Annotated in this window: 22 protein-coding genes and 1 other RNA gene; 17 read left to right on the top strand and 6 right to left on the bottom strand. The window is 55.6% G+C overall.

What is annotated here, in order from left to right; genetic code table 11:
* Positions 1 to 5 precede the first annotated feature (5 nt).
* Positions 6 to 1,646: a thiamine pyrophosphate-binding protein gene (locus ACMWKA_RS09005; RefSeq protein ID WP_414760132.1), complete on the top strand. Its 1,641-nt coding sequence runs from the start codon at positions 6 to 8 to the stop codon at positions 1,644 to 1,646.
* Between the two features lie 91 nt (positions 1,647 to 1,737).
* Here the strand turns inward: ACMWKA_RS09005 and ACMWKA_RS09000 are convergent, their stop codons facing one another.
* Positions 1,738 to 3,006, bottom strand: coding sequence for an OprD family outer membrane porin (locus ACMWKA_RS09000; RefSeq protein ID WP_013098639.1), 1,269 nt, complete (start codon positions 3,004 to 3,006; stop codon positions 1,738 to 1,740).
* A gap of 210 nt (positions 3,007 to 3,216) precedes the next feature.
* Positions 3,217 to 3,975, bottom strand: a complete 759-nt coding sequence (locus ACMWKA_RS08995; protein WP_414760131.1) for a M48 family metallopeptidase — start codon at positions 3,973 to 3,975, stop codon at positions 3,217 to 3,219.
* A gap of 271 nt (positions 3,976 to 4,246) precedes the next feature.
* Between ACMWKA_RS08995 and tkt the strand changes: the two genes are divergently transcribed.
* From tkt to ACMWKA_RS08960, 7 genes are all read left to right on the top strand, one after another.
* Positions 4,247 to 6,238 (top strand): transketolase, encoded by a 1,992-nt coding sequence (gene tkt / locus ACMWKA_RS08990; RefSeq protein WP_038420542.1) that lies wholly within the window; start codon positions 4,247 to 4,249, stop codon positions 6,236 to 6,238.
* A gap of 355 nt (positions 6,239 to 6,593) precedes the next feature.
* Positions 6,594 to 7,613 (top strand): erythrose-4-phosphate dehydrogenase, encoded by a 1,020-nt coding sequence (gene epd, locus ACMWKA_RS08985; protein ID WP_057072393.1) that lies wholly within the window; start codon positions 6,594 to 6,596, stop codon positions 7,611 to 7,613.
* 49 nt (positions 7,614 to 7,662) lie between these two features.
* Positions 7,663 to 8,826: a phosphoglycerate kinase gene (pgk, locus tag ACMWKA_RS08980; protein WP_013098635.1), complete on the top strand. Its 1,164-nt coding sequence runs from the start codon at positions 7,663 to 7,665 to the stop codon at positions 8,824 to 8,826.
* Positions 8,827 to 8,917: 91 nt separating this feature from the next.
* Positions 8,918 to 9,997, top strand: coding sequence for a class II fructose-bisphosphate aldolase (gene fbaA, locus ACMWKA_RS08975; protein ID WP_013098634.1), 1,080 nt, complete (start codon positions 8,918 to 8,920; stop codon positions 9,995 to 9,997).
* A 185-nt stretch (positions 9,998 to 10,182) separates the two neighbouring features.
* Positions 10,183 to 11,037, top strand: a complete 855-nt coding sequence (mscS, locus tag ACMWKA_RS08970) for a small-conductance mechanosensitive channel MscS (protein ID WP_320712276.1) — start codon at positions 10,183 to 10,185, stop codon at positions 11,035 to 11,037.
* A 145-nt stretch (positions 11,038 to 11,182) separates the two neighbouring features.
* Positions 11,183 to 11,818 (top strand): arginine exporter ArgO, encoded by a 636-nt coding sequence (argO, locus tag ACMWKA_RS08965; RefSeq protein ID WP_045902713.1) that lies wholly within the window; start codon positions 11,183 to 11,185, stop codon positions 11,816 to 11,818.
* 92 nt (positions 11,819 to 11,910) lie between these two features.
* Positions 11,911 to 12,651, top strand: a complete 741-nt coding sequence (locus ACMWKA_RS08960; RefSeq protein WP_013098631.1) for an oxidative stress defense protein — start codon at positions 11,911 to 11,913, stop codon at positions 12,649 to 12,651.
* A 48-nt stretch (positions 12,652 to 12,699) separates the two neighbouring features.
* Here ACMWKA_RS08960 and argP read toward each other — a convergent pair whose 3' ends face one another.
* Positions 12,700 to 13,593, bottom strand: a complete 894-nt coding sequence (argP, locus tag ACMWKA_RS08955) for a DNA-binding transcriptional regulator ArgP (RefSeq protein ID WP_008499727.1) — start codon at positions 13,591 to 13,593, stop codon at positions 12,700 to 12,702.
* A 127-nt stretch (positions 13,594 to 13,720) separates the two neighbouring features.
* On the opposite strand from argP, the gene rpiA reads away from it, so the two are divergent.
* Positions 13,721 to 14,380 carry a ribose-5-phosphate isomerase RpiA gene (gene rpiA / locus ACMWKA_RS08950; RefSeq protein WP_013098630.1) on the top strand — a complete coding sequence of 220 codons (660 nt, stop codon included), beginning with the start codon at positions 13,721 to 13,723 and terminating at the stop codon, positions 14,378 to 14,380.
* 268 nt (positions 14,381 to 14,648) lie between these two features.
* Complete coding sequence (gene serA, locus ACMWKA_RS08945) at positions 14,649 to 15,881, top strand: phosphoglycerate dehydrogenase (RefSeq protein WP_013098629.1); 1,233 nt, start codon at positions 14,649 to 14,651, stop codon at positions 15,879 to 15,881.
* 107 nt (positions 15,882 to 15,988) lie between these two features.
* Here the strand turns inward: serA and ACMWKA_RS08940 are convergent, their stop codons facing one another.
* From ACMWKA_RS08940 to zapA, 3 genes are all read right to left on the bottom strand, one after another.
* The gene (locus ACMWKA_RS08940; RefSeq protein ID WP_058683446.1) at positions 15,989 to 16,585 is read right to left on the bottom strand and encodes a 5-formyltetrahydrofolate cyclo-ligase; all 597 of its coding nucleotides are present in this window, start codon (positions 16,583 to 16,585) and stop codon (positions 15,989 to 15,991) included.
* 23 nt (positions 16,586 to 16,608) lie between these two features.
* A non-coding RNA gene (gene ssrS, locus ACMWKA_RS08935) (6S RNA) lies at positions 16,609 to 16,792 on the bottom strand.
* A 41-nt stretch (positions 16,793 to 16,833) separates the two neighbouring features.
* Complete coding sequence (gene zapA / locus ACMWKA_RS08930) at positions 16,834 to 17,163, bottom strand: cell division protein ZapA (protein WP_006811891.1); 330 nt, start codon at positions 17,161 to 17,163, stop codon at positions 16,834 to 16,836.
* Between the two features lie 168 nt (positions 17,164 to 17,331).
* Here zapA and ACMWKA_RS08925 point away from each other — a divergent pair, with 168 nt between their 5' ends.
* The 7 genes from ACMWKA_RS08925 (at position 17,332) to gcvP (ending at position 26,546) form a co-directional block, all read left to right on the top strand.
* The gene (locus ACMWKA_RS08925) at positions 17,332 to 17,910 is read left to right on the top strand and encodes a YecA family protein (protein ID WP_013098627.1); all 579 of its coding nucleotides are present in this window, start codon (positions 17,332 to 17,334) and stop codon (positions 17,908 to 17,910) included.
* A 31-nt stretch (positions 17,911 to 17,941) separates the two neighbouring features.
* Entirely contained in the window at positions 17,942 to 19,255 is a 1,314-nt protein-coding gene (gene pepP, locus ACMWKA_RS08920) for a Xaa-Pro aminopeptidase (protein WP_086528234.1), read from the top strand.
* Positions 19,252 to 20,430, top strand: coding sequence for a 2-octaprenyl-6-methoxyphenyl hydroxylase (gene ubiH, locus ACMWKA_RS08915; RefSeq protein ID WP_222168920.1), 1,179 nt, complete (start codon positions 19,252 to 19,254; stop codon positions 20,428 to 20,430). Before pepP ends, ubiH begins: the two co-directional genes overlap by 4 nt.
* A gap of 12 nt (positions 20,431 to 20,442) precedes the next feature.
* Positions 20,443 to 21,645, top strand: coding sequence for an FAD-dependent 2-octaprenylphenol hydroxylase (ubiI, locus tag ACMWKA_RS08910; protein ID WP_013098624.1), 1,203 nt, complete (start codon positions 20,443 to 20,445; stop codon positions 21,643 to 21,645).
* A gap of 397 nt (positions 21,646 to 22,042) precedes the next feature.
* Positions 22,043 to 23,137, top strand: coding sequence for a glycine cleavage system aminomethyltransferase GcvT (gene gcvT, locus ACMWKA_RS08905; protein ID WP_414760130.1), 1,095 nt, complete (start codon positions 22,043 to 22,045; stop codon positions 23,135 to 23,137).
* 23 nt (positions 23,138 to 23,160) lie between these two features.
* A complete protein-coding gene (gene gcvH / locus ACMWKA_RS08900) occupies positions 23,161 to 23,550 on the top strand; it encodes a glycine cleavage system protein GcvH (RefSeq protein ID WP_013098622.1) in 390 nt (129 codons plus the stop codon).
* A gap of 122 nt (positions 23,551 to 23,672) precedes the next feature.
* Entirely contained in the window at positions 23,673 to 26,546 is a 2,874-nt protein-coding gene (gcvP, locus tag ACMWKA_RS08895; RefSeq protein WP_414760129.1) for an aminomethyl-transferring glycine dehydrogenase, read from the top strand.
* The last annotated feature ends 64 nt before the right edge of the window (positions 26,547 to 26,610 follow it).

Below are 26,610 nucleotides of genomic sequence, written 5' to 3'. Positions count from 1 at the left end.
GAGCAATGAGCGAAATGATAACCGTCGGCGACGCCATCGCCAGAACGCTGGAGCAGTATCAGGTTGAGGCCATCTACGGCGTCATCTCCATTCACAACCTGCCCATCGCGGATGCAGTAGGGCAGCGCGGCAACATCCGCTTTGTACCGGCACGCGGCGAAGCGGGGTCTGTCACCATGGCTGATGCCCACGGACGTTTTTCCGGCCTTGGCGTGGCGCTGACCAGCACCGGCGCGGGCGCGGGTAACGCTGTAGGCGCGCTGGTGGAGGCGATGAACGCCTGCACGCCGCTGCTGCACCTGACCGGGCAGGTAGAAAAAGCCTGGCTGGATGCCGACACCGGGTTTATCCATGAAACCCGCGACCAGCTGACTTTCCTGAAGGCCAGCTCAAAACGGGCGTATCGCATCAGCAATGCCAGTCAGGCGATAGCGATTTTGCATAAAGCGATTCAGGAGGCGCAGACACCGCCGTGCGGGCCGGTCTCCGTGGAGATCCCGATTGATATTCAGGGCGCGAAAATTCCGCTGTCGCTGGTGACCGCTCCGGTGAAACCGGCGTCGGTTTCGCCGGTAGATGTCGGGAGTGTTAATGCGCTTTGGGCGCAACTCAAGCAGGCGAAACAGCCGCTGCTGTGGCTGGGCGGCGGTGCGCTGGGCTGCGCGGACGCAGTGAAAAAGCTGGCGGATGCAGGTATCACCGTGATCTCCAGCACTCACGCGCGCGGCGTGCTGCCGGACAGCCATCGCGCCAGCCTGCGGGCATTCCACAATTCGCCATCGGTTGAAGCGCTGATCACGCAGTGTGACTTTACGCTGATCGCCGGTTCACGTCTGCGCAGCAATGAGACCCGTTCATGGACGCTCGAACTGCCTTCTCCGCGCGTACAGATCGATATCGACCCGGCGGCGGCAAGCCGTAACTATCTGATGGATAACACGCTGGTAGCCGACTGCTCAGCGTTGCTGAGCGCGCTGGCTGAAAAAGCACAGGGGCGTGAATGGGGGAATGCTCAGTGGGATGGTCTGGTTAAGGAGGCGGTGACACAGGCAGAACATGGGCTGCGTGAACAGTGCGGCGTCTATGCGCAACTCAACGATGCCATAGAGAAAGCGCTACCTGAAGATGGTCTGCTGGTGCGCGATATTACCGTTTCCGGCAGCCTGTGGGGCAGCCGACTGTTCCGCGCCAGGGGGCCGCTGATGAATATTCACTCTCTGGCCGGGGCAATTGGCATGGGCCTGCCGATGGCGATTGGCACCGCGATTGCCAACCCACAGCGCAAAGTGGTGGGGCTGGTGGGGGACGGTGGTCTGAGCCTGAATCTGGGCGAACTGGCGACACTGGCGCAGGAGAAGGCCAACGTGACGTTGCTTATCATGAATGACGGCGGCTACGGCGTGATGCGCGGTATACAGGACAAATATTTCGGTGGCCGTCAGTACTATAACGAGCTGCATACGCCGGATTTTACCCTGCTGTCACAGGCGATTGGCCTGCAGGCATGGAGCGTTGAGCGGGCAGAGGATTTTGATGCGGTGATGACGGAAGCGCTGGCGATGCCGGGACCGTCGGTAGTGGAAGTGCGGATGGGACAAATTGGCGCGCTGAAGTTTGCCGGGCCGCCGCAGAAAACGCTTTACTAGCTGTTTTTCCCTCACCCCGGCCCTCTCCCAAAGGGAGAGGGTGATCGCGTTCCCTCTCCCTTTGGGAGAGGGTTAGGGTGAGGGGACAAACTCAGAACACGTTAAACGGGTATTCCACGTAAGCGCGGATCTCATCCCCGCCCACGTTGTAATCGCTGGCGTTGCTGGAGACGCGCAGTACGGAATAGCGCAGTTTCAGCTTCAGATCTTTCGCCGGGCCGTCCTGCACCTGATACTGGATCTGGTTAAACCATTCATGCTCTTTGCCGTTACTGGTTTCAGCGGTTTTAATGTTGTCGCCACGCACGTAGGCGGTGGTCCAGCTCAGACCCGGCAAACCGAGACCGCCAAAGTCCAGCCCGTAAGACGCCTGCCATGAACGTTCGTCTTCACCGTTAAAATCAGACCAGTAGGAGTTCGCCAGCCAGATGGTGTTGCCGCCGTCACCAACACCGCCCTGGTCGCGGTAGCCGCCATAGTTGTAGCCGGTGCTTCCGCTGCTCTGCTGGTACGCCACTTTGAACGTATGGATATCCCAGATGTAGCTCGCCGCCAGGCTCCAGATGGTGTTGCTGCGGCCCGTGTCGAGGCTGTCTGCGTAGCCCTGATCCAGACGCGAGTTGTAGCCGTTAAAATCGAGTACCAGCTGCTGGCCAGTGCTGAACGGCTGTTTGAAATTCATGCCCAGATATTGCTTGTTCATCACCTCTTCATTATGGGAGGCGTACAGCGCGCCGCTGAACTGGTCATTAAACTGGTAGCTCGCCCCGCCGAAGGAGAAACCCTTGAGGCCGCTGTCGTGGCGATCGTCACTTTTACGCTGCTCGTCGGTGAAATAACCGGCGTTGATTTCCAGACCGTCGATCTCCTTAGAGGTCAGCATGGTGCCGGTGTAGCTTTCAAACAGCAGGCGGGAGCTGTCGGCGTTAATGATTGGCAGCTCGGGACGCTGATTACCGTAGCTGAGTACGGTATTCGAGATGCGCATTTTGGCGGTCGCGCCAAATTTCGCCAGATCGGATTTTGCGCGTCCGTCGTCTTCCTGTTTAAAGAAGTCAATGCCACCTGCGCCGCTCTTACCGCGGCCACCGTCCAGACGCACGCCATACTGCGCAATGCCATCTACGCCAAAGCCAACCACTCCTTCGGTATAACCTGATTCAAAGGTGGCGATGATACCCTGACCCCATTCTGCTTTATCTTGCTGGCCCTGATGATAATCACGGCTGATATACGCATTGCGTAAAAACAGATCTAAATGGCTGTCATTAATAAAACCCTGGCTGTCTGATTGTTGGCTTGCAACGGCAGGTAATGTGACAAATATGCTTAACGCAACTAACGATAATTCTTTTTTCACGAAGGGAACGTCTCTGTCTTAATATATTAATTTGAATTACTGCGGATTCGATAATTACCCGAAAAGTAACCGATTGCAATAATTATGTGACCAGACATTTCAATGGTTAAGAGCAGGTGTGACGGGGCTTTTGTGGGTGTTACCGATATGTGCGGTTAAGTTAGCAATTCATGCGAAATAAAAAGGAGGCAAATTTGCCTCCTTCCAAAATTATTTAATTCCGTCTGCGGCCATACGGTCGCGAATATGTTGTGCACGCGCTTCTGAGGCCGGGTGATCGTCAAACATGGAGCTTTGACGTCCGGCTTCCAGTTTAGCCAGCTTTTCAAAACTGGTGGCTAAACCTGCTGGATTGATACCGCGTTTGCGCAACAGATCGTAGGAGTAGTCATCCGCTTCGGACTCCTGACGTTGAGAGAACTGGGAGTTAACCAGCTTTTCGCCCACATCGCCAAGCTGTGACTGGGACAGGCTGCCCACAATACCGCCCGCAGAAGCCGCCGCCGCGCGGATGGCGTTAGTGCCTAAGGCGACCTGCATCCCTTTCTTCACGTGGCCGAGGGCAACGTGGCCCATTTCATGGCCGATCACCGCTTCCACTTCGTTGTCGGTCATCATGTCCATTAACCCGCTGTAAACGCGGATACAGCCGTTCGCCATGGCAAAGGCGTTCACGTCTTTCGCGACGTACACTTTATAGTTTACCGGCTGACCGTTAATGTTATCGCCAAGCGCAGAGGCAATTTTATTCAGACGCTGCGTGTAGGGACTGTTGGCCGGGGCAATCGTAACCTTTCCATCCATATCTTTACAGGCCTGGTCGCTCAGGGCTTTAACCTGCGCGTCGCTCAGGGAATAGGCCTGAAAAGCTTCTGCGCCTGAGGACATCAGGCCGTTAGAATCCATATTCTGACAACCGCTCAGCAGGAACGTTGTACCCAGGGCCAGCACTAATGCACGCATTTTCATGAGGTTGCTTCCGTACTCGTTAATCTGAATAAAATCCGAAAAGTACACCGACAGCGAAGCCGGGGTCGGGCTAAGTATAAGGAATATCGACGGGCCCGGGCGAGCAGATTGCGCAACATGCGAGCATGATCCAGAGATTTCTTAAGCGGCAAAAGAATGCTCCATGTACATGGCATGCCGCTTGGGTTACATTGTTGGCACTTTTTTCCGGCGTAGCCCAAAACGCGCTGTCGTCAAGGGCATGCCTTTAACAGTCCGATCTGGAGTTAAAATGTCCTCACGTAAAGAGCTTGCTAATGCTATTCGTGCGCTGAGCATGGACGCAGTACAGAAAGCCAAATCTGGCCACCCAGGGGCCCCTATGGGTATGGCTGATATCGCCGAAGTCCTGTGGCGTGATTTCCTGAACCACAACCCGCAGAACCCGGCATGGGCTGACCGCGACCGTTTCGTGCTGTCTAACGGCCACGGCTCAATGCTGATCTACAGCCTGCTGCACCTCACTGGCTACGATCTGCCTATCGAAGAGCTGAAAAACTTCCGTCAGCTGCACTCCAAAACCCCGGGTCACCCGGAAGTGGGTTACACCGCCGGTGTTGAAACCACGACCGGCCCACTGGGTCAGGGTATTGCGAACGCGGTGGGTATGGCGATTGCTGAGAAGACTCTGGCGGCGCAGTTCAACCGTCCTGGTCACGACATTGTTGACCACTTCACCTACGCGTTCATGGGCGACGGCTGCATGATGGAAGGCATTTCTCACGAAGTGTGCTCCCTGGCAGGTACCCTGAAGCTGGGCAAACTGGTTGCGTTCTACGACGACAACGGTATCTCCATCGACGGTCATGTTGAAGGCTGGTTCACTGATGACACTGCGGCACGTTTCGAAGCCTACGGCTGGCACGTTGTGCGTGGCGTTGATGGCCACGATGCTGACTCGATTAAACGTGCAGTAGAAGAAGCGCGTGCGGTCACTGACAAACCATCCCTGCTGATGTGCAAAACCATCATCGGCTTCGGTTCTCCGAACAAAGCGGGCACCCACGATTCCCACGGTGCGCCACTGGGCGACGCGGAAATCGCGCTGACCCGTGAAGCGTTGGGCTGGAAACACCCTGCATTCGAAATCCCATCTGAAATCTATGCCCAGTGGGATGCCAAAGAAGCGGGTCAGGCGAAAGAAGCGGCCTGGAACGAGAAGTTCGCGGCTTACGCTAAAGCCTTCCCACAGGAAGCGGCTGAATTCACCCGTCGTATGAAAGGTGAAATGCCGTCTGACTTCGACGCGAAAGCGAACGAGTTCATCGCTAAGCTGCAGGCGAACCCATCTAAAATCGCCAGCCGTAAAGCGTCTCAGAATGCGATCGAAGCGTTCGGCCCATGGCTTCCAGAATTCCTCGGCGGCTCCGCTGACCTGGCACCGTCTAACCTGACCCTGTGGTCTGGCTCTAAGCCAATCAACGAAGATGCGGCCGGTAACTACATCCATTATGGTGTACGTGAATTCGGTATGACCGCTATCGCGAACGGTATCTCCCTGCACGGTGGTTTCCTGCCGTACACCTCTACCTTCCTGATGTTCGTGGAATATGCACGTAACGCCGTGCGTATGGCTGCGCTGATGAAACAGCGTCAGGTGATGGTTTATACCCACGACTCCATTGGTCTGGGCGAAGATGGTCCAACTCACCAGCCGGTAGAGCAGGTTGCTTCCCTGCGTGTCACCCCGAACATGAGCACATGGCGTCCATGTGACCAGGTGGAATCTGCAGTGGCATGGAAATACGGCGTTGAGCGTCAGGACGGTCCAACCGCGCTGATCCTCTCCCGTCAGAACCTGGCGCAGCAGGATCGTACCGAAGAGCAGCTGGCGAACATCGCCCGCGGTGGCTATGTGCTGAAGGATTGCGCGGGACAGCCAGAGCTGATCTTCATCGCAACCGGTTCTGAAGTTGAGCTGGCTGTTGCAGCCTGGGACAAACTGACTGCCGAAGGCGTTAAAGCGCGCGTGGTTTCCATGCCGTCTACCGATGCGTTCGACAAGCAGGATGCTGCTTACCGTGAATCCGTACTGCCTAAAGCCGTTTCCGCACGCGTGGCGGTTGAAGCGGGTATCGCTGACTACTGGTTCAAATACGTGGGCCTGAACGGCGCTATCGTCGGTATGACCACCTTCGGTGAATCTGCTCCGGCAGAGCAGTTGTTCGAAGAGTTCGGCTTCACCGTTGAGAACGTTGTCGCTAAGGCTAAAGAACTGCTGTAATTGCCGTTTTGCCCGGTGGCGCTTACGCTTACCGGGCCTACAAATGGCTCGAAAGTAGGCCGGGTAAGCGTAAGCGCCACCCGGCTTTTTTGTAGGCACTATTCCTCAGACATGTAACTGCTCTGTAAATTATTCCATCTAAAATGTGACGCAAGTCATATAGCTCGCTTATTCATCTGGACAGACATTCCTTTTATTCCCCGATTCGCTTATTCTTGCTGAAGCGTTTCAGTCGATTAAATGTTCGACAATTGACCAATCAATCGCAGTTTGTGATAGCAAAGATTCCCCTTCGGGCGTAGCTGGATTACTCTTTCAGCCACCTCGAACTCAGGGACAGCTTTGCAGGAGATCTATGACCGTACGCGTAGCGATTAATGGCTTCGGTCGCATCGGGCGCAACGTGGTTCGTGCTTTATATGAATCCGGGCGTCGGGCGGAAATTACCGTGGTGGCAATCAATGAACTGGCGGATGCTGCGGGCATGGCGCATTTATTGAAATATGACACCAGCCACGGACGCTTTGCCTGGGACGTGCGCCAGGAAAGGGATCAGCTGTTTGTCGGTGACGATACGATCCGCGTACTGCATGAGCGCAATATTGCCGCGCTACCGTGGCGTGAACTGGGTGTGGATGTGGTGCTTGACTGTACCGGCGTATATGGCAACCGCGAACACGGCGAAGCGCATCTCACCGCCGGCGCGAAAAAAGTCCTGTTCTCTCATCCCGGCAGTAACGACCTCGACGCAACGGTCGTTTTCGGCGTCAATCAGCATGAGCTACAAGCCGAACACCGTATTGTCTCCAACGCCTCCTGCACCACCAACTGCATTATTCCGGTCATTAAACTGTTAGACGATGCATATGGCATTGAATCCGGCACCGTGACCACGATTCACTCCGCCATGCACGATCAGCAGGTCATCGACGCCTACCACCCGGATTTACGACGCACGCGTGCTGCGAGCCAGTCAATTATCCCGGTGGACACAAAACTGGCTGCCGGGATCACCCGAATTTTCCCGCAGTTTAATGACCGTTTTGAAGCGATTGCCGTGCGTGTACCGACGATAAACGTCACCGCAATTGACCTCAGCGTGACGGTGAAAAAACCGGTAAAAGCCTGTGAAGTCAACCTGTTGCTGCAAAAAGCGGCACAGGGGGCATTTCATGGTATAGTTGACTATACGGAATTACCGTTGGTCTCAGTGGATTTTAACCACGACCCGCACAGCGCCATTGTTGATGGCACGCAAACGCGCGTCAGTGGCGCACACCTTATCAAGACGCTGGTCTGGTGTGATAACGAATGGGGCTTTGCTAACCGAATGCTCGACACCACGTTAGCAATGGCTGCCAAAGGTTTCAGGTAAGACGCATCGTGCGTCTGCAAAACTTTAAGAATCAACGAGAGGATTCACCATGTCTGTAATTAAGATGACCGATCTGGATCTGGCTGGTAAACGCGTTTTCATCCGTGCGGATCTGAACGTGCCAGTTAAAGATGGCAAAGTGACCAGTGACGCGCGTATCCGTGCATCTCTGCCAACCATCGAACTAGCTCTGAAGCAGGGTGCGAAAGTGATGGTGACCTCCCACCTGGGTCGTCCAACTGAAGGCGAGTACAACGAAGAGTTCTCTCTGCTGCCGGTTGTTAATTACCTGAAAGACAAACTGTCCAGCCCGGTTCGCCTGGTGAAAGATTACCTGGATGGCGTGGAAGTGGCTGCCGGTGAGCTGGTGGTGCTGGAAAACGTTCGCTTCAACAAAGGCGAGAAGAAAGACGACGAAGCACTCTCCAAAAAATACGCGGCGCTGTGCGACGTATTCGTAATGGATGCATTCGGTACTGCACACCGTGCGCAGGCGTCTACCCACGGTATCGGTAAATTCGCAGACGTTGCGTGCGCTGGTCCTCTGCTGGCCGCGGAACTGGATGCGCTGGGTAAAGCACTGAAAGAACCTGCTCGTCCAATGGTTGCCATCGTGGGTGGTTCTAAAGTTTCTACCAAACTGACCGTTCTGGATTCCCTGTCTAAAATCGCTGACCAGCTGATCGTTGGCGGTGGTATCGCGAACACCTTCGTTGCCGCTCAGGGCCACAACGTCGGTAAATCCCTGTATGAAGCAGACCTGGTTGACGAAGCCAAACGCCTGCTGGGTACCTGTGATATCCCGGTTCCGACCGATGTTCGCGTTGCCACTGAGTTCTCCGAAACGGCGACTGCTACCCTGAAATCTGTAAACGACATCAAAGATGAAGAGCAGATTCTGGACCTGGGTGACGTTTCTGCACAGAAACTGGCTGAAATCCTGAAAAACGCAAAAACTATCCTGTGGAACGGTCCTGTTGGCGTGTTCGAATTCCCGAACTTCCGTAAAGGGACTGAAATTGTTGCTAACGCTATCGCAGACAGCGAAGCGTTCTCTATCGCAGGCGGTGGTGACACCCTGGCAGCAATCGACCTGTTCGGTATCGCTGACAAAATCTCCTACATCTCCACTGGTGGCGGCGCATTCCTCGAATTCGTGGAAGGCAAAGTTCTGCCAGCAGTAGCAATGCTCGAAGAGCGCGCTAAGAAGTAAGCCATTCAAGGGCAGGGAAACCTGCCCAATTTTCAGCGCGCTTTAAGAGCTCGCACCTTTTCTAACGGCCGAAGATACAGGACTAAGCAACATGTCTAAAATTTTTGATTTCGTAAAACCTGGCGTGATCACTGGTGATGACGTTCAGAAAGTGTTCCAGGTAGCTAAAGAAAACAACTTTGCTCTGCCAGCAGTTAACTGCGTGGGTACTGACTCCATCAACGCCGTACTGGAAACCGCTGCAAAAGTTAAAGCACCGGTTATCGTACAGTTCTCTAACGGCGGCGCTGCGTTCATCGCAGGTAAAGGCGTGAAAACTGACATTCCTCAGGGTGCTGCAATCCTGGGCGCTATCTCTGGTGCGCACCACGTACACCAGATGGCTGAACACTACGGTGTTCCAGTTATCCTGCACACTGACCACTGCGCGAAGAAACTGCTGCCGTGGATCGACGGTCTGCTGGACGCGGGTGAAAAACACTTCGCGGCTACCGGTAAGCCACTGTTCTCTTCTCACATGATCGACCTGTCTGAAGAGTCTCTGGAAGAGAACATCGAGATCTGCTCCAAATACCTGGCGCGCATGTCCAAAATGGGCATGACCCTGGAAATCGAACTGGGTTGCACCGGCGGTGAAGAAGACGGCGTGGACAACAGCCACATGGACGCTTCTGCTCTGTACACTCAGCCAGAAGACGTTGATTACGCTTACACCGAGCTGAGCAAAATCAGCCCACGCTTCACCATTGCAGCGTCCTTCGGTAACGTACACGGCGTTTACAAACCAGGTAACGTGGTTCTGACCCCAACCATCCTGCGTGACTCTCAGGAATACGTGTCCAAGAAACACAACCTGCCGCACAACAGCCTGAACTTCGTCTTCCACGGCGGTTCCGGTTCTTCTGCTCAGGAAATCAAAGACTCCGTAAGCTACGGCGTAGTGAAAATGAACATCGATACCGACACCCAGTGGGCAACCTGGGACGGTATCCTGCAGTACTACAAAGCGAACGAAGCTTACCTGCAGGGCCAGCTGGGCAACCCGAAAGGCGAAGACCAGCCGAACAAGAAATACTACGATCCACGCGTATGGCTGCGCGCAGCGCAGACGTCCATGGTGACCCGTCTGGAGCAGGCATTCAAAGAGCTGAACGCGATCGACGTTCTGTAATTTGAGCTGCTGACAGCAACAGGAGGCCCGCAAACGCGGGCCTTTTTTTATGCTTTTTCAAGACCCTGTCAGAGCGGTTTTTGTGATCTGTTTGGCAAAACTTGCGCTTTTTGTTTACCCTTTACGGACCTGCCTGTCTCCATGGGGGATGGATTTGTGTTTTGGTTTAACAAAAGGAAGAATAAATGGAACAACTCGATGTTGTAGACAGCATCAATAACGCCGGTAACTGGCTGGTGCGCAACCAGGCGCTGCTGCTGAGCTACGCCGTGAATATCGTCGCGGCGATTGCCATCATCATCATCGGGATGATCGTGGCGCGTATTGTATCGAATGCGGTCAACCGGGTGATGGTAGCGCGACACATTGACGCTACGGTGGCTGACTTTCTCTCTGCGCTGGTGCGCTATGGCATCATCGCGTTTACGCTGATTGCTGCACTGGGGCGCGTGGGGGTACAAACCGCATCGGTGATCGCCGTGCTTGGTGCCGCGGGTCTGGCTATTGGTCTGGCGTTACAGGGCTCGCTCTCGAACCTGGCGGCAGGCGTTCTGCTGGTCACCTTCCGTCCATTCCGTTCCGGTGAGTATGTTGATCTGGGCGGCATTGCCGGTACCGTACTGCAGGTACAAATTTTCTCTACCACTCTGCGTACCGTTGACGGGCGTATCGTTGTGGTCCCGAACGGGAAAATCATCGCGGGCAACATTATTAACTTTTCTCGCGAGCCGGTGCGCCGTAACGAGTTAATTATCAGCGTGGCGTATGATTCCGATATTGATCAGGTGAAATCGCTGATTGCTAACATCATCGCCTCCGATGATCGCATTCTGAAGGACAAAGAGCAGACCGTGCGCCTGCATGAGCTGGGTGCTTCCTCTATTAACTTCGTGGTGCGTATCTGGAGCAAAAGCAGCGATCTGCAAAACGTGTACTGGGACGTGCTGGAGCGCATTAAGCGCGAGTTTGACGCCAACGGCATCAGCTTCCCGTATCCGCAGATGGATGTAAACGTCAAAAAAGTAAAAGAAGCCGAATAACGTCACCCGTAGGCCCGGTAAGCGCTAGCGCCACCGGGCTTTTATTTTATTAGCTATGCTAATACCCAATTAATATTATCAATTTCCTCTAATGTTCTTCTCGCAGTATAGTCTGCTCCAAAGACAACTCAGCGAGATTAATGTCATGTTATCGTATTATTTTCAGGGTCTTGCGTTAGGCGCAGCCATGATCCTTCCCCTCGGTCCGCAAAATGCGTTTGTCATGAACCAGGGGATTCGCCGCCAGTATCATCTGATGATTGCCCTGCTGTGCGCGGTAAGCGATTTACTGCTGATTTGTGCCGGGATTTTTGGCGGGAGTGCGCTGCTGATGCAGTCACCCTGGCTGCTGACGCTGGTGACCTGGGGCGGGGTCGCCTTCCTGCTGTGGTACGGATTCGGTGCGTTAAAAACGGCCATGAGCAGTAACCTGGAGCTGGCGAGCGCAGAAGTGATGAAGCAGGGGCGCTGGAAGATCATCGTCACCATGCTGGCGGTAACGTGGCTTAACCCGCACGTCTATCTCGACACGTTTGTGGTGCTCGGGAGCCTGGGCGGGCAACTGGACGTTGAGCCGAAGCGCTGGTTTGCCCTGGGCACGGTGAGTGCCTCCTTCCTCTGGTTCTTTGGCCTCGCCATTCTGGCGGCGTGGCTGGCACCCCGTTTGCGTACCGCCAAAGCCCAGCGGATCATCAACACGCTGGTGGGCGTGGTGATGTGGGTCATTGCCTTTCAGCTGGCGAAAGAGGGGATTCATCATGTTCAGGGATTGTTCAACTAAGCGTTGTCTTATGGACAACTGAGCAGGACCCGCTAAGCTTGCTGGCATGCGCCCTATTGTTGGGGCACTCTTCGCAACATGGAGGAATGACAGTGAAGTTTAACGTGATGGCCCTGGCGGCATTAGTAAGTTTGGGTGCGGTGTCTGTTCAGGCGAATGAATTGCCAAATGGTCCGCACATCGTCACTTCCGGCACCGCCAGCGTGGATGCGGTACCGGATGTTGCGACGCTGGCAATTGAAGTCAACGTGGCCGCGAAGGATGCCGCTTCCGCCAAGAAGCAGGCTGACGATCGTGTTGCGCAATACCTCTCTTTCCTGGAGCAGAACGGTGTTGCCAAAAAAGACATCAGCTCTGCGAACCTGCGTACTCAGCCTGATTACGACTACCAGAACGGCAAAAGTATCCTGAAAGGCTATCGCGCTGTGCGTAGCGTTGAAGTGACCGTCCGCCAGCTGGATAAGCTGAATTCCCTTCTGGATGGCGCGCTGAAGGCGGGTCTGAACGAAATTCGTTCCGTCTCACTGGGCGTTGCGCAACCGGAGAAATACAAAGACGAAGCGCGTAAAGCGGCAATTGACGATGCGATGCATCAGGCGCAGCAGCTGGCCGCTGGATTTAAGAGTAAGCTCGGCCCGGTGTATAGCGTGCGTTACCACGTCTCTAACTATCAGCCAAGCCCGATGGTACGGATGATGAAAGCCGATGCGGCGCCGGTATCTGCTCAGGAAAGTTATGAGCAGCCGACCATTCAGTTCGACGATCAGGTTGATGTGGTGTTCCAGCTGGAGCCGACGCAAACTCAGCAAACTGAGACGGCTAAGGCGCAGTAATTTGCCCTCACCCTAACCCTCTCCCTGTGGGAGAGGGAATTCAAGCGATTAATCCTGTCTCAACACCTTGTGCCCGTATGCCAGCAGCGCGTCGGTGACGTTGCGCATCATGCGGCTTTCCGGCGCAAAACGGTGCCAGTAAAGCATCCGGCGCTGATACAGCCCCGGCGTCAAATCAATCAGCTCACCGCTTTTCAACTCCTTTTCAATCTGCAGGTGCGGGATCATGCAGCAGGTGGTTCCCTGACGCGCAAGCTGCACGAAGGCCTCAGACGAGTTCACGATGTGGCAAGGCACGCTGCCCGGTGGCAGGTCAAAGTTTTGTTGCAGGAAAGCCTGATGCATATCGTCCAGATGGTCGAACGCCACGGCAGGTGCCTTAAGCAGCGCGGCGCGGGTGACGCCATTGGGGAAGTAGCGCTCCGCAAAGGCTTTTGAACCGACAAACAGGTAATCCAGCGCGCCCAGTTGATCGACCAGGCAGCTTGGCAGTGCCTGAGGCTGAATACTGACTGCCCCGACCACTTCACCGCGACGCAGGCGTTCCTGGGTGCGGGTTTCATCTTCAACCTGAAGATTCAGACGGATAGGGGAATCGGCCAGAACCGGGGCGAGGGCGGGCAGCAGCCAGGTTGCCAGACTGTCGGCGTTCACCGCCAGCGACAGCAGCAACGGCGTAGAACCCGTTTGTTCATCACCCAGCCATTCGTCTTCCAGCAGTTCAACCTGACGCAGCAGGGCGAGGAGCTTTTGTCCTTGCTCTGTTGGACGCGGTGGCACGGTACGCACCAGCAGTGGCTGCCCGAACATGTTTTCAAGCTGTTTGATACGCTGTGATACGGCGGACTGAGTAATACACAGCTTTTGCGCTGCGCGCTCAAAACCGCGTTCACGAATAACTGCATCAAGTGCCTGTAGTGTTCTGTAGTCCGGACGTTTCATTGCTCTGGCTTACTCCTTAATTTTGCTTAATCTGCACTATGACACAATTTTCCCTTTGTGGCAGACGAATTCCACCTCACGTGTTCTATAATGCGCCCTAAGTTTTCATACCACAGGCAAAACGATCATGACGCAGGATGAACTGAAAAAAGCAGTAGGATGGGCCGCGCTCCAGTACGTGCAACCGGGTACTATCGTCGGTGTGGGTACGGGATCTACGGCGGCACACTTTATCGATGCGCTGGGCACGATGAAGGGGCAGATCGAGGGCGCGGTTTCGAGCTCCGATGCTTCCACGGAAAAGCTGAAAAGCCTCGGCATTACCGTTTTCGATCTGAACGAAGTGGACCGTCTGGGGATCTACGTTGATGGCGCGGATGAAATCAACGGGCATATGCAGATGATCAAAGGCGGCGGCGCAGCGCTGACGCGTGAAAAGATCATCGCCTCCGTGGCCGATAAATTTATCTGTATCGCGGATGCCTCCAAGCAGGTTGATATTCTGGGTAAATTCCCGCTTCCGGTTGAAGTGATCCCAATGGCGCGCAGCGCCGTGGCACGTGAGCTGGTAAAACTGGGCGGACGTCCTGAATACCGTCAGGGTGTGGTCACCGATAACGGCAACGTGATCCTCGATGTTCATGGCCTGGAAATTCTCGATGCGATCGCGCTCGAAAACGCCATCAACGGCATTCCGGGCGTGGTAACAGTAGGGTTATTCGCCAACCGTGGCGCGGATGTTGCGCTGATCGGCACGGCTGATGGCGTGAAAACCATCGTAAAATGATCTGACGGGGGGAGTACTCCCCCCGCTAAAAAAATTTTGAAAAGCTAAATTCGGTGACTTGTGTCACGTTTTTTGCCCCTCTCTTGCTGAACCTTCCGCATTCACAAATATTTACAGCATTTTACTCTGCTATTTTGCGCTGTATGACTTTTCTTCAGAGTGCCGACGCAAACGTTCATATTGCTGCAATAGTTTTTTTTGATATGTTGGCTAAGAGGATTTCAATCCAGCACAACATCAGTTCAGACAAAAAAACAGGGTCGGGTAAATGGCAAAGGTATCACTGGAGAAAGACAAGATTAAATTCCTGCTAGTAGAAGGCGTGCATCAAAAAGCACTCGATAGCCTTCGCGCGGCAGGTTACACCAACATCGAATTTCACAAAGGCGCGCTGGATACTGAAGAGCTGAAAGCGTCCATCCGTGATGCCCACTTCATCGGCCTGCGATCCCGTACTCACCTGACTGAAGATGTTATTGCTGCGGCGGAAAAGCTGGTCGCTATCGGCTGTTTCTGCATCGGTACCAACCAGGTTGACCTGAATGCTGCCGCAAAACGCGGTATCCCGGTCTTCAACGCCCCGTTCTCCAACACCCGTTCCGTGGCGGAGCTGGTGATTGGCGAACTGCTGCTGCTGCTGCGCGGTATTCCGGAAGCCAACGCCAAAGCCCACCGCGGCGTGTGGAACAAACTGGCCGCGGGCTCTTATGAAGCGCGCGGTAAAAAACTGGGTATCATTGGTTACGGCCACATTGGTACCCAACTGGGTATCCTGGCTGAATCCCTGGGCATGCATGTTTACTTCTACGACATTGAAAGCAAACTGCCTCTGGGGAACGCCACTCAGGTTCAACATCTTTCTGACCTGCTGAACATGAGCGACGTGGTAAGCCTGCATGTGCCGGAAAACGCCTCAACCAAAAACATGATGGGCGCGGAAGAGCTGGCGCTGATGAAGCCGGGTTCCCTGCTGATCAACGCCGCACGCGGTACGGTTGTCGACATTCCCGCGCTGTGCGATGCCCTGAAGCGTAAGCATCTGGCGGGGGCGGCTATCGACGTCTTCCCGACGGAGCCTGCAACCAACAGCGATCCATTTAACTCTCCGCTGTGCGAGTTCGACAACGTGATCCTGACGCCACACATCGGTGGCTCTACTCAGGAAGCGCAGGAGAATATCGGTCTGGAAGTGGCGGGTAAACTGAGCAAATACTCCGATAACGGTTCAACGCTCTCTGCCGTTAACTTCCCGGAAGTGTCGCTGCCGCTGCACGGTGGCCGTCGTCTGCTGCACATTCACGAAAACCGTCCGGGCGTGCTGACCGCCATCAACCAGATCTTTGCTGAGCAGAGCGTCAACATTGCCGCGCAGTATCTGCAAACCAACTCGCAGATGGGCTATGTGGTTATTGATATCGAAGCAGATGAAGATGTGGCCGAGAAAGCGCTGCAGAGCATGAAGGCCATTCCGGGGACGATTCGCGCGCGTCTGCTGTACTGAGGGTGTGAGGTAAATGCAAAACGGTAACGATAGTTACCGTTTTTTATGTTTTCTCCCTCTCCCGGTGGGAGAGGGCTGGGGTGAGGGCATCAGGCTGCACGCCTGTTTCACCATTCCCACAACTTCGATGGCGTCACCACCGCCGGCAACGGCACATCCCACTTCTCGACCGGCAAGGCGTCTACCGCCTGGCAATCATGCGCATAACCCACCGGCTGCAACCCGTACTGCTGCCAGTTTTGCAACGTTCTGTCATAGAACCCCCCGCCCATTCCTAAACGCTGGCCCTGTTCATCAAACGCCACCAGCGGCGTAATCAGCACGTCCAGCTGTGACAGCGGTAGCACGTCGCGCACATCCAGCTTCGGCTCGGTGATTTTCAGACGATTCACAACCAGTTCGCTGTACGGGTGGTAGTGCAGAAACAGCAGGTTCCCTGCGCTAAAGGGATGCAGCACCGGCAGATAAACCCGCTTTCCGGCTCGCCAGAGTTGTTCAATGAGTGGCTGCGTATCAAGCTCACCATCAAAAGAGAGAAACAGCGCGACGGTATGCGCCATTACTACAGGCGGATACGCCATCATGCGTGCCGCGGCCTGCTGGGCAAAATACGCTTGCTGTTCAGGGGTTAACGCCCGGCGACGTTGTCGAATGAGTTGACGAATATCCTGGCGTGAGGCACAAACTTCAGGGAATTGAGTCATGGTAGTGGTAGAAGAAGAGTGAGGGAATCTCCGAGATGCCGCCGCAGGCTGTAACCCTTGAACCCTTGGTTCAAGGTGAATGTGTCGTCATGGTTTTAAGGCTTCTCGGACGAACCGAGCATGCTCACCAACCATGGAGCGCCACATTCTTGTGGTATGAAATATCGGCTCAGGGGACTGGCCCGCTTGCGAACATCTCAGAGAAATTTTGTCTTCAAAGTTACTCTACCATAGTCAACTGAGAAGTGTTATTCAAACTTTGGTCCCGGTCTTTCGGGATTGCGACCTTGATCAAGCAACGCCTGTTCTATGGTCTGCTGGAGCATTTTAATGCGCTGCTCCATGCTTGCCGCGTAGTCGCGGGTCTTCGCTTTTTCCTGAGTCAGTTCATAGCTGATGTTCAACGCGGCGATAAAAACCAGCTGCTCAGTATTTGTGACTCTAGTGCGTTCTTTAAGATCTTGCAACCGCTGATTCAAATCGTCCGCAGCCTGATTCAAAGCATCCCTTTGTTCAGGAGGACAATTCACTCGCAGTGAACGGCCAAAAATCTGGAGATCGACGGGTTGTGCAGACATGCCACCTTCCTGCTGATTGACTGCGCTGCCTTCGCTTACTGCCCCAGGGGCTGCGAAGGGGCGACACTATAGCTACCCTGATGTGAAGATACAAGCCCTTTTCTGGTATCACCAGGGTCCAAAGTGGTAGCATATCATGAATATTCCTCCCTTTGATGACGAAAGCTCATGTCTATACAGAACGAAATGCCTGGTTACAACGATTTAAACCAGTTACTGAACCAGCAGGGTGTGGGTTTAACCCCTGCCGAAATGCACGGTCTGATCAGTGGCATGCTATGCGGCGGAAACAGCGACAGCTCATGGCAGCCGCTGATCCACGACCTGACGAACGAAGGGCTGGCGTTTGGTCATGAACTGGCGGAAGCGCTGCGAAAAATGCACTCGGCAATCAGCGATTCGCTGGAGGACGATGGCTTCCTTTTTCAGCTTTATCTGCCTGAAGGCGACGATGTCAGCGTGTTCGATCGCGCCGATGCGCTGGCCGGTTGGGTAAACCACTATCTGTTGGGGCTGGGCGTAACGCAGCCTAAGCTTGATAAAGTGACCGGCGAAGCGGGTGAAGCGATCGACGATCTGCGTAACATCGCGCAGCTGGGTTACGACGAAGAAGAAGATCAGGAAGAGCTGGAGATGTCTCTCGAAGAGATTATCGAGTACGTTCGCGTGGCGGCACTGCTGTGCCACGATAACTTCACCCGCTCGCAGCCAACCGCACCGGAAGTTCGTAAGCCAACCTTACATTAAGAAAAATAACGCACAGGAGGGTGTCATGGTTATCTCGCATCAAGAGTATTCCCGTCGTCGTCAGGCGCTGCTGGCAAAAATGCAGCCCGGAAGCGCTGCGCTGATTTTTGCCGCGCCCGAAGTGACGCGCAGTGCCGACAGTGAATACCCCTATCGCCAGAACAGCGATTTCTGGTACTTCACCGGGTTCAATGAACCGGAGGCGGTACTGGTGCTGATCAAGAGCAATGACACCCACAACCACAGCGTGATTTTCAACCGCGTACGGGATCTCACCGCGGAGATCTGGTTTGGTCGCCGCCTGGGGCAAGAGGCCGCGCCCGCGAAACTGGGTGTGGACCGTGCGCTGGCGTTCAGCGAAATCAACCAGCAGCTCTATCAGTTGCTGAACGGGCTGGATGTGCTTTACCACGCGCAGGGTGAGTATGCGTACGCCGATGAGATAGTCTTCACCGCGCTGGATAAGCTGCGTAAAGGCTCCCGGCAGAATCTCTCCGCCCCGGCCACGCTGACGGACTGGCGCCCGGTGGTCCACGAGATGCGCCTGTTTAAATCGCAGGAAGAGCTGGACGTGATGCGTCGTGCAGGCGAAATCAGCGCGCTGGCACACACAAGGGCGATGGAGAAGTGCCATCCCGGCCTGTTTGAATATCAGCTGGAAGGCGAGATTCACCACGAATTCAACCGCCACGGCGCGCGTTATCCCTCTTACAACACCATTGTCGGCGGCGGTGAAAACGGCTGCATTCTGCACTACACCGAAAACGAAAGTGAACTGCGTGACGGCGATCTGGTGCTGATTGATGCAGGCTGTGAATATCAGGGCTATGCGGGCGACATCACCCGTACGTTCCCGGTGAACGGTAAGTTCACCCCCGCGCAGCGCGAAATTTATGACATCGTTCTTGAATCTCTTGAAACCGCGCTGAAGCTCTATCGCCCCGGCACCTCCATCCAGGAAGTAACCGGCGAAGTGGTGCGCATCATGATTACTGGCCTCGTAAGGCTCGGGATTCTGAACGGTGATGTGGATACCCTGATTGCTGAAAATGCGCATCGCCCCTACTTTATGCACGGCCTGAGCCACTGGCTGGGGCTGGATGTGCATGATGTGGGTGCGTATGGTTCAGAACGTTCTCGCGTGCTGGAGCCGGGTATGGTGCTGACCGTTGAACCGGGGCTCTACATTGCGCCGGATGCCGACGTGCCGGAAGCGTACCGTGGAATTGGTATTCGCATCGAAGATGACATTGTCATCACCGAAACCGGTAACGAAAACCTGACCGCGGGCGTGGTAAAAAACGCCGATGACATTGAGGCGCTGATGGCAGCGGCACGCCCATGAGCGTGATTATCGTTGGTGGGGGGATGACGGGAGCTACGCTGGCGCTGGCCATCTCGCATTTGACGAAAGGGCAACTTCCGGTCCATCTGGTGGAGGCCGTGGCGCCAGAGGCGTCCGACCATCCCGGGTTTGATGCCCGCGCCATTGCCCTGGCTCAGGGGACCTGCCAGCAGCTCGCTCGAATTGGCATCTGGCAGGCGATTGCGGATTGTGCGACGGCAATTAACACCGTTCACGTCAGCGATCGTGGCCATGCCGGGTTTGTGACGCTGGATGCGCAGGATTACCGCATTGATGCCTTAGGTCGGGTGGTTGAACTTCACGACGTCGGGCTGCGTCTGTTCCGTTTATTGCAGGATGCCCCGAGTGTAACGCTCCATTGCCCGGCACGCGTCGCCAGCTTCAGCCGCAGCGAAGCGGCGGTCAGCGTGACGCTGGAAAACGGCACGGTTCTGGATGGCCAGCTTCTGGTCGCCGCCGATGGTTCACGTTCTGCGCTTGGCACCCAGTGCGGCGTGGAATGGCGCGCCCAGTCTTACGGACAGGTCGCCGTTATTGCTAACGTTTCTACGGCGGGAGAACACAACGGCAGGGCGTTTGAACGTTTCACTCAGCACGGCCCGCTGGCCATGCTGCCGATGTCAAACGGACGCTGCTCGCTGGTGTGGTGCCATCCTCAGGATAAAGCGGCTGACGTTGAGGCCTGGTCCGACGACCGTTTCTGTACCGAACTGCAAAAAGCCTTTGGCTGGCGGCTGGGGCGTATTACCCATGCGGGAAAACGCGCTGTTTACCCGCTGTCGCTGACCACGGCATCTCAGTCCATCTCCCATCGCGTGGCGCTGGTCGGCAATGCCGCGCAGACGTTGCACCCAATCGCCGGGCAAGGCTTCAACCTTGGGCTACGCGACGTAATGAGCCTGGCAGAGACTCTGTCTCAGGCGTGGCATGAGCAAAAAGATTGCGGCGCGTATCCGGTGCTCAGCCATTATCAGAAGCGACGCCGGGCCGATAAAGAAGCGACTATCGGCGTCACCGATGGCCTGGTACATCTGTTTGCCAATCGCTGGGCACCGCTGGTTGCAGGCCGCAACCTTGGGCTGATGGCGATGGAATTATTCATTCCGGCACGTGACGTGCTGGCGCAGCGGACCCTTGGTTGGGTCGCGCGTTAAGGAGTTATCATCGTGCAAAATGTTGATGTCGCCATTGTGGGCGGCGGAATGGTAGGGCTGGCGCTGGCCTGTGGTTTACAGGGCAGCGGTCTGCGCGTGGCCGTGCTGGAGCAAAATCTGCCTCAGCCCGTTGCGCACGATGCGCCGCCGGAACTGCGCGTCTCGGCAATCAATGCCGCCAGCGAAAAACTACTGACGCGCCTTGGCGTCTGGTCAGATATCGTGGCGCAGCGTGCCAGTTGCTATCACGGAATGGAAGTGTGGGACAAAGACAGCTTTGGCCATATCGCGTTTGATGATGAAAGCATGGGCTATAGCCATCTGGGTCATATCATCGAAAATGCCGTCATTCACCATGCGTTATGGCAAAAAGCGCAATCCTGCAGCGATATCAACCTGATGGCGCCCGCGCAAATCCAGCAGGTGGCATGGGGCGAAAACGAAGCGTTTCTCACCCTGCAGAGCGGCGACATGCTCACCGCGCGGCTGGTGGTGGGCGCGGATGGCGCAAACTCGTGGCTGCGTAACAAGGCGGATATTCCCCTGACCTTCTGGGATTATCGTCATCATGCGCTGGTAGCAACCATCCGTACTGAAGAGCCGCACGGCGGCGTTGCGCGCCAGATTTTCCATAACGACGGTATTCTGGCATTTCTGCCGCTGAGCGATCCGCACCTGTGCTCGATCGTCTGGTCTCTGGTGCCGGAAAAAGCACAGCTGATGCGCGAGGCGACGCCAGAGGCGTTTAATCAGGCGCTATGCATGGCGTTTGATAACCGTCTTGGTCTGTGCACCCTTGAGAGCGAACGCCTGGTATTCCCGTTGACCGGCCGCTACGCGCGCCAGTTTGCGGCGCACCGTCTCGCGCTGGTGGGTGACGCGGCGCATACCATTCATCCGCTGGCCGGACAGGGAGTTAACCTTGGCTTTATGGATGCGGCAGAGCTGGTGAATGAGCTGCGCCGTCTGCACCGCGAAGGTAAAGACATCGGCCAGCATCTCTACCTGCGTCGCTACGAACGCAGCCGCAAGCACAGCGCGGCGGTGATGCTGGCAGGCATGCAGGGCTTCCGCGAGCTGTTTGCCGGGGCAAATCCGGCGAAAAAACTGCTGCGCGACATCGGCCTGAAACTGGCCGACACCCTTCCGGGCGTAAAACCTCAACTCCTTCGTCAGGCGATGGGTCTTAACGATCTTCCCGACTGGTTACGTTAATCTCGATCCCCGTCACACTTTATTTACCCGGCCTCTGCGCCGGGTAAATATCCTCGTTTGAAATAATCTAATTTCACGCCATTTTTCGCATTAGATAATCTAATCTGGCTATTTTTACGTTACGGAAATTTGGCCCGTTTTTCCGCATGAAATATCACCATGTGCTAAATATTGTTAGATCGTTGTTAATTTTATGCGGGTTGAATCGCATTTTACTAGTGAATAACTCTGTAGGCTTTTCAGCGTTTTTTGGTCATAAGCTAATGTGATGACCTGTTTTACCTTATGGTTAACCGTCGGTTTCGGTGGTAAGTTCAGGTAAAAGAGAACGTTTGCGTCGGCGCCGAATGACGGGGCCGATACCGGGATTCACGGTGAATTTTTCAACGAGGAAAAGATGGCTCAACAGACTCCTTTGTACGAACAACACGTGTTATGCGGTGCACGTATGGTGGACTTTCATGGCTGGATGATGCCGCTGCATTACGGCTCCCAGATTGATGAACACCACGCAGTGCGTACCGATGCCGGTATGTTCGACGTCTCCCACATGACAATTGTCGACCTGCGCGGTAGCCGCACCCGGGAGTTTTTGCGTTATCTGCTGGCAAACGACGTCGCAAAACTGAAGACGCCAGGTAAAGCGCTCTATACCGGCATGCTAAATGCCTCTGGCGGCGTGATTGACGACCTTATCGTCTACTACTTCACTGAAGATTTCTTCCGCCTCGTTGTAAACTCCGCCACCCGCGAAAAAGACCTCTCCTGGATTACCCAACACGCTGAACCGTATGCCATCGACATCACCGTCCGTGATGATCTGTCGCTGATCGCCGTGCAGGGGCCGAACGCGCAGGCGAAAGCCGCCACGCTGTTCAACAACGAGCAGCGTGAAGCCACCGCTGGCATGAAGCCGTTCTTCGGCGTGCAGGCGGGCGATCTGTTTATCGCCACCACCGGCTATACCGGTGAAGCGGGCTATGAAATTGCCATGCCGAATGAAAAAGCCGCCGACTTCTGGCGTGCGCTGGTGGAAGCGGGCGTCAATCCAGCAGGACTGGGCGCGCGCGATACGCTGCGTCTGGAAGCGGGCATGAACCTTTATGGTCAGGAGATGGACGAAAGCGTCTCTCCACTGGCCGCTAACATGGGCTGGACCATCGCGTGGGAACCGGCTGACCGCGAATTTATTGGCCGTGAAGCGCTGGAGATGCAGCGCGAAAAGGGCACTGAACAGCTGGTTGGCCTGGTGATGAAGGAAAAAGGCGTGCTGCGCGGCGAACTGCCGGTACGTTTTACCGATGCAGACGGCAATCCGCGTGAAGGCGTGATCACCAGCGGTACCTTCTCCCCGACGCTGGGCTACAGTATTGCACTGGCACGCGTGCCGGCCGGCATTGGCGAAACGGCGGTGGTACAGATCCGCAACCGCGAAATGCCGGTCCACGTGACCAAACCGATTTTTGTTCGCGCCGGTAAGCCGGTCGCCTAATCATTTTTATCAGGAGAACTTCAATGAGCAATGTGCCAGCAGAACTGAAATACAGCAAAGAACACGAGTGGCTGCGCAAAGAGGCGGACGGCTCTTATACCGTTGGGATCACCGAGCACGCGCAAGAGCTGCTGGGCGACATGGTGTTTGTTGACCTGCCGGAAGTGGGCGCGACCGTTAGCGCGGGCGATGACTGCGCTGTCGCGGAATCTGTTAAGGCGGCATCCGATATCTATGCACCGGTGAGCGGCGAAATCATTGCCGTCAACGACGCGCTGAGCGACTCCCCGGAACTGGTCAACAGCGAACCGTATGAAGGCGGCTGGATCTTCAAGATCAAAGCCAGCGACGAATCACAGGTTGCTGCGCTGCTGGATGCCACCGCATACGAAGCCCTGTTAGAAGACGAGTAAGCCATTATCCCTCTCCCTTCGGGAGAGGACAGGGGTGAGGGTGCCCATCTTCCCCTCACCCTAACCCTCTCCCGGTGGGAGAGGGAACTTATATTCACTGCACGTTTCAGGAACCATCGCTCATGACACAGACTTTAAGCCAGCTTGAAAACCGTGGCGCCTTCATTGAACGTCACATAGGGCCGGATGCTCAGCAACAGCAGGAGATGCTGAAGACAGTTGGCGCGGATTCATTAGACGCACTGATCGGCCAGATCGTGCCAAAAGACATCCAGCTTGCCACGCCACCACAGGTGGGCGAGGCGACGACTGAATTTGCTGCGCTGGCAGAATTAAAGGCCATTGCAGCCCTTAACAAGCGCTATAAGTCTTACATTGGCATGGGTTATACCAACGTGCAGTTACCGCCGGTGATCCTGCGCAACATGCTGGAAAACCCGGGCTGGTATACCGCGTATACCCCCTATCAGCCGGAAGTGTCCCAGGGCCGTCTGGAAGCGCTGTTGAACTTCCAGCAGGTGACCCTGGATCTGACCGGTCTCGACATCGCCTCTGCGTCTCTGCTGGATGAAGCGACCGCCGCGGCAGAAGCCATGGCAATGGCGAAACGCGTGAGCAAGCTGAAAAACGCCAACCGCTTCTTCGTGGCGGCGGATGTTCATCCGCAGACGCTGGATGTGGTACGCACTCGTGCGGAAACCTTTGGCTTCGACGTGATTGTCGACGATGCCGACAAAGTACTGGATCACCAGGATGTCTTTGGCGTGCTGCTACAGCAGGTGGGCACCACCGGCGAAGTGCATGACTACAGCGCGCTGATGACCGAACTCAAATCCCGCAAAGTCGTTGTCAGCGTCGCCGCTGATTTTATGGCACTGGTACTGTTGACGGCGCCTGGCAAACAGGGTGCGGATATCGTCTTCGGCTCTGCGCAGCGCTTCGGCGTGCCGATGGGCTACGGCGGCCCGCACGCGGCATTCTTTGCGGCAAAAGATGAATTCAAACGCTCCATGCCTGGCCGTATTATCGGTGTGTCAAAAGACGCTGCCGGTAACACTGCGCTGCGCATGGCGATGCAGACGCGTGAGCAGCATATCCGCCGCGAGAAAGCGAACTCCAACATTTGTACCTCGCAGGTTCTGCTGGCTAACATTGCCAGCCTGTATGCGGTGTTCCATGGTCCGGTTGGCCTGAAACGCATCGCCAGCCGCATTCACCGTCTGGCCGATATTCTGGCCTGCGCTCTGCAGCAGAAAGGCCTCAAACTGCGTCACGCTCACTACTTCGACACCCTGTGCGTTGAAGTGGCGGACAAAGCGGCGGTGCTGGCGCGTGCTGATGCGGCGCAAATCAACCTGCGCAGCGACATCCATAACGCGGTCGGCATCACCCTCGATGAATCCACCACCCGTGTAGATATCGTCAACCTGTTTAACGTGTTGCTGGGCGACGCGCACGGTCTGGATATTGATACGCTGGACAAAGAGGTCGCGCTCGACAGCCGTTCAATTCAGGAAAGCATGCTGCGTAACGATGCGATCCTGACGCACCCGGTCTTTAACCGCTACCACAGCGAAACCGAGATGATGCGTTACATGCACTCTCTGGAGCGCAAGGATCTGGCGCTGAACCAGGCGATGATCCCGCTGGGTTCCTGCACCATGAAGCTGAACGCGGCGGCGGAGATGATCCCTATCACCTGGCCTGAGTTTGCCGAGCTGCACCCGTTCTGCCCTGCCGAACAGGCGGAAGGGTATCACCTGATGATCAACCAGCTCTCCGACTGGCTGGTGAAACTGACGGGTTATGACGCGCTCTGCATGCAGCCAAACTCAGGTGCGCAGGGTGAGTACGCCGGTCTGCTGGCGATCCGCCACTATCACGAGAGCCGTAACGAAGGCCACCGTGATATCTGCCTGATCCCAAGCTCTGCCCACGGCACCAACCCGGCCTCCGCCCAGATGGCGGGGATGGAAGTGGTCGTGGTGGCGTGCGATAAGAACGGCAACATTGACCTCGCTGACCTGCGTGCGAAAGCCGAACAGGCGGGCGATAAGCTCTCCTGCATCATGGTGACCTACCCGTCGACTCACGGCGTGTACGAAGAGACCATACGTGAAGTGTGTGAAGTGGTGCATCAGTTTGGCGGCCAGGTCTATCTCGACGGTGCGAACATGAATGCGCAGGTGGGCATCACCTCGCCGGGCTTCATCGGCGCGGACGTTTCGCACCTGAACCTGCATAAAACCTTCTGCATTCCGCACGGCGGTGGCGGCCCGGGTATGGGGCCAATCGGCGTGAAAGCGCACCTGGCACCGTTTGTTCCAGGCCATAGCGTGGTGCAGATAGAAGGGATGCTGACCCGTCAGGGCGCGGTGTCAGCGGCACCGTTTGGTAGCGCCTCTATCCTGCCAATCAGCTGGATGTACATCCGCATGATGGGCGCGGAAGGGCTGAAGAAGGCAAGCCAGGTGGCGATCCTGAACGCTAACTACATCGCGACCCGCCTCAAGTCAGCCTATCCGGTGCTCTACACCGGTCGTGATGGCCGCGTGGCGCACGAGTGCATTCTGGATATTCGTCCGCTGAAAGAGCAGACCGGCATTAGCGAGCTGGATATTGCCAAACGTCTTATCGACTATGGATTCCATGCGCCAACCATGTCGTTCCCGGTTGCGGGTACGCTGATGGTGGAGCCAACGGAGTCCGAGAGCAAAGCCGAGCTGGACCGCTTTATTGATGCGATGCTGGCCATCCGCATGGAGATCGACCGCGTGCAGGACGGCGAATGGACGCTGGAAGACAACCCGCTGGTCAATGCGCCGCACACGCAGCATGAAATGGTGGCGGAATGGAATCACGGTTACAGCCGTGAACTGGCGGTCTTCCCGGCCGGTGTGGCAAACAAATACTGGCCAACCGTGAAACGTCTTGATGACGTCTACGGTGACCGTAATCTGTTCTGCTCCTGCGTACCAATGAGCGAATACCAGTAATCGTGTTGATGTAGTAACGTAGGCCGGGTATGGCGAAGCCGCCATACCCGGCTTTTTTATTTCA

Origin of the sequence: Enterobacter sp. 03-F-07-AD-ECC (assembly GCF_047530935.1) — a bacterium.
Classification (GTDB): domain Bacteria; phylum Pseudomonadota; class Gammaproteobacteria; order Enterobacterales; family Enterobacteriaceae; genus Enterobacter; species Enterobacter cloacae.
Note: the sequence above shows the minus strand (reverse complement) of the source record. Positions and strands in the feature narration are given on the sequence as shown.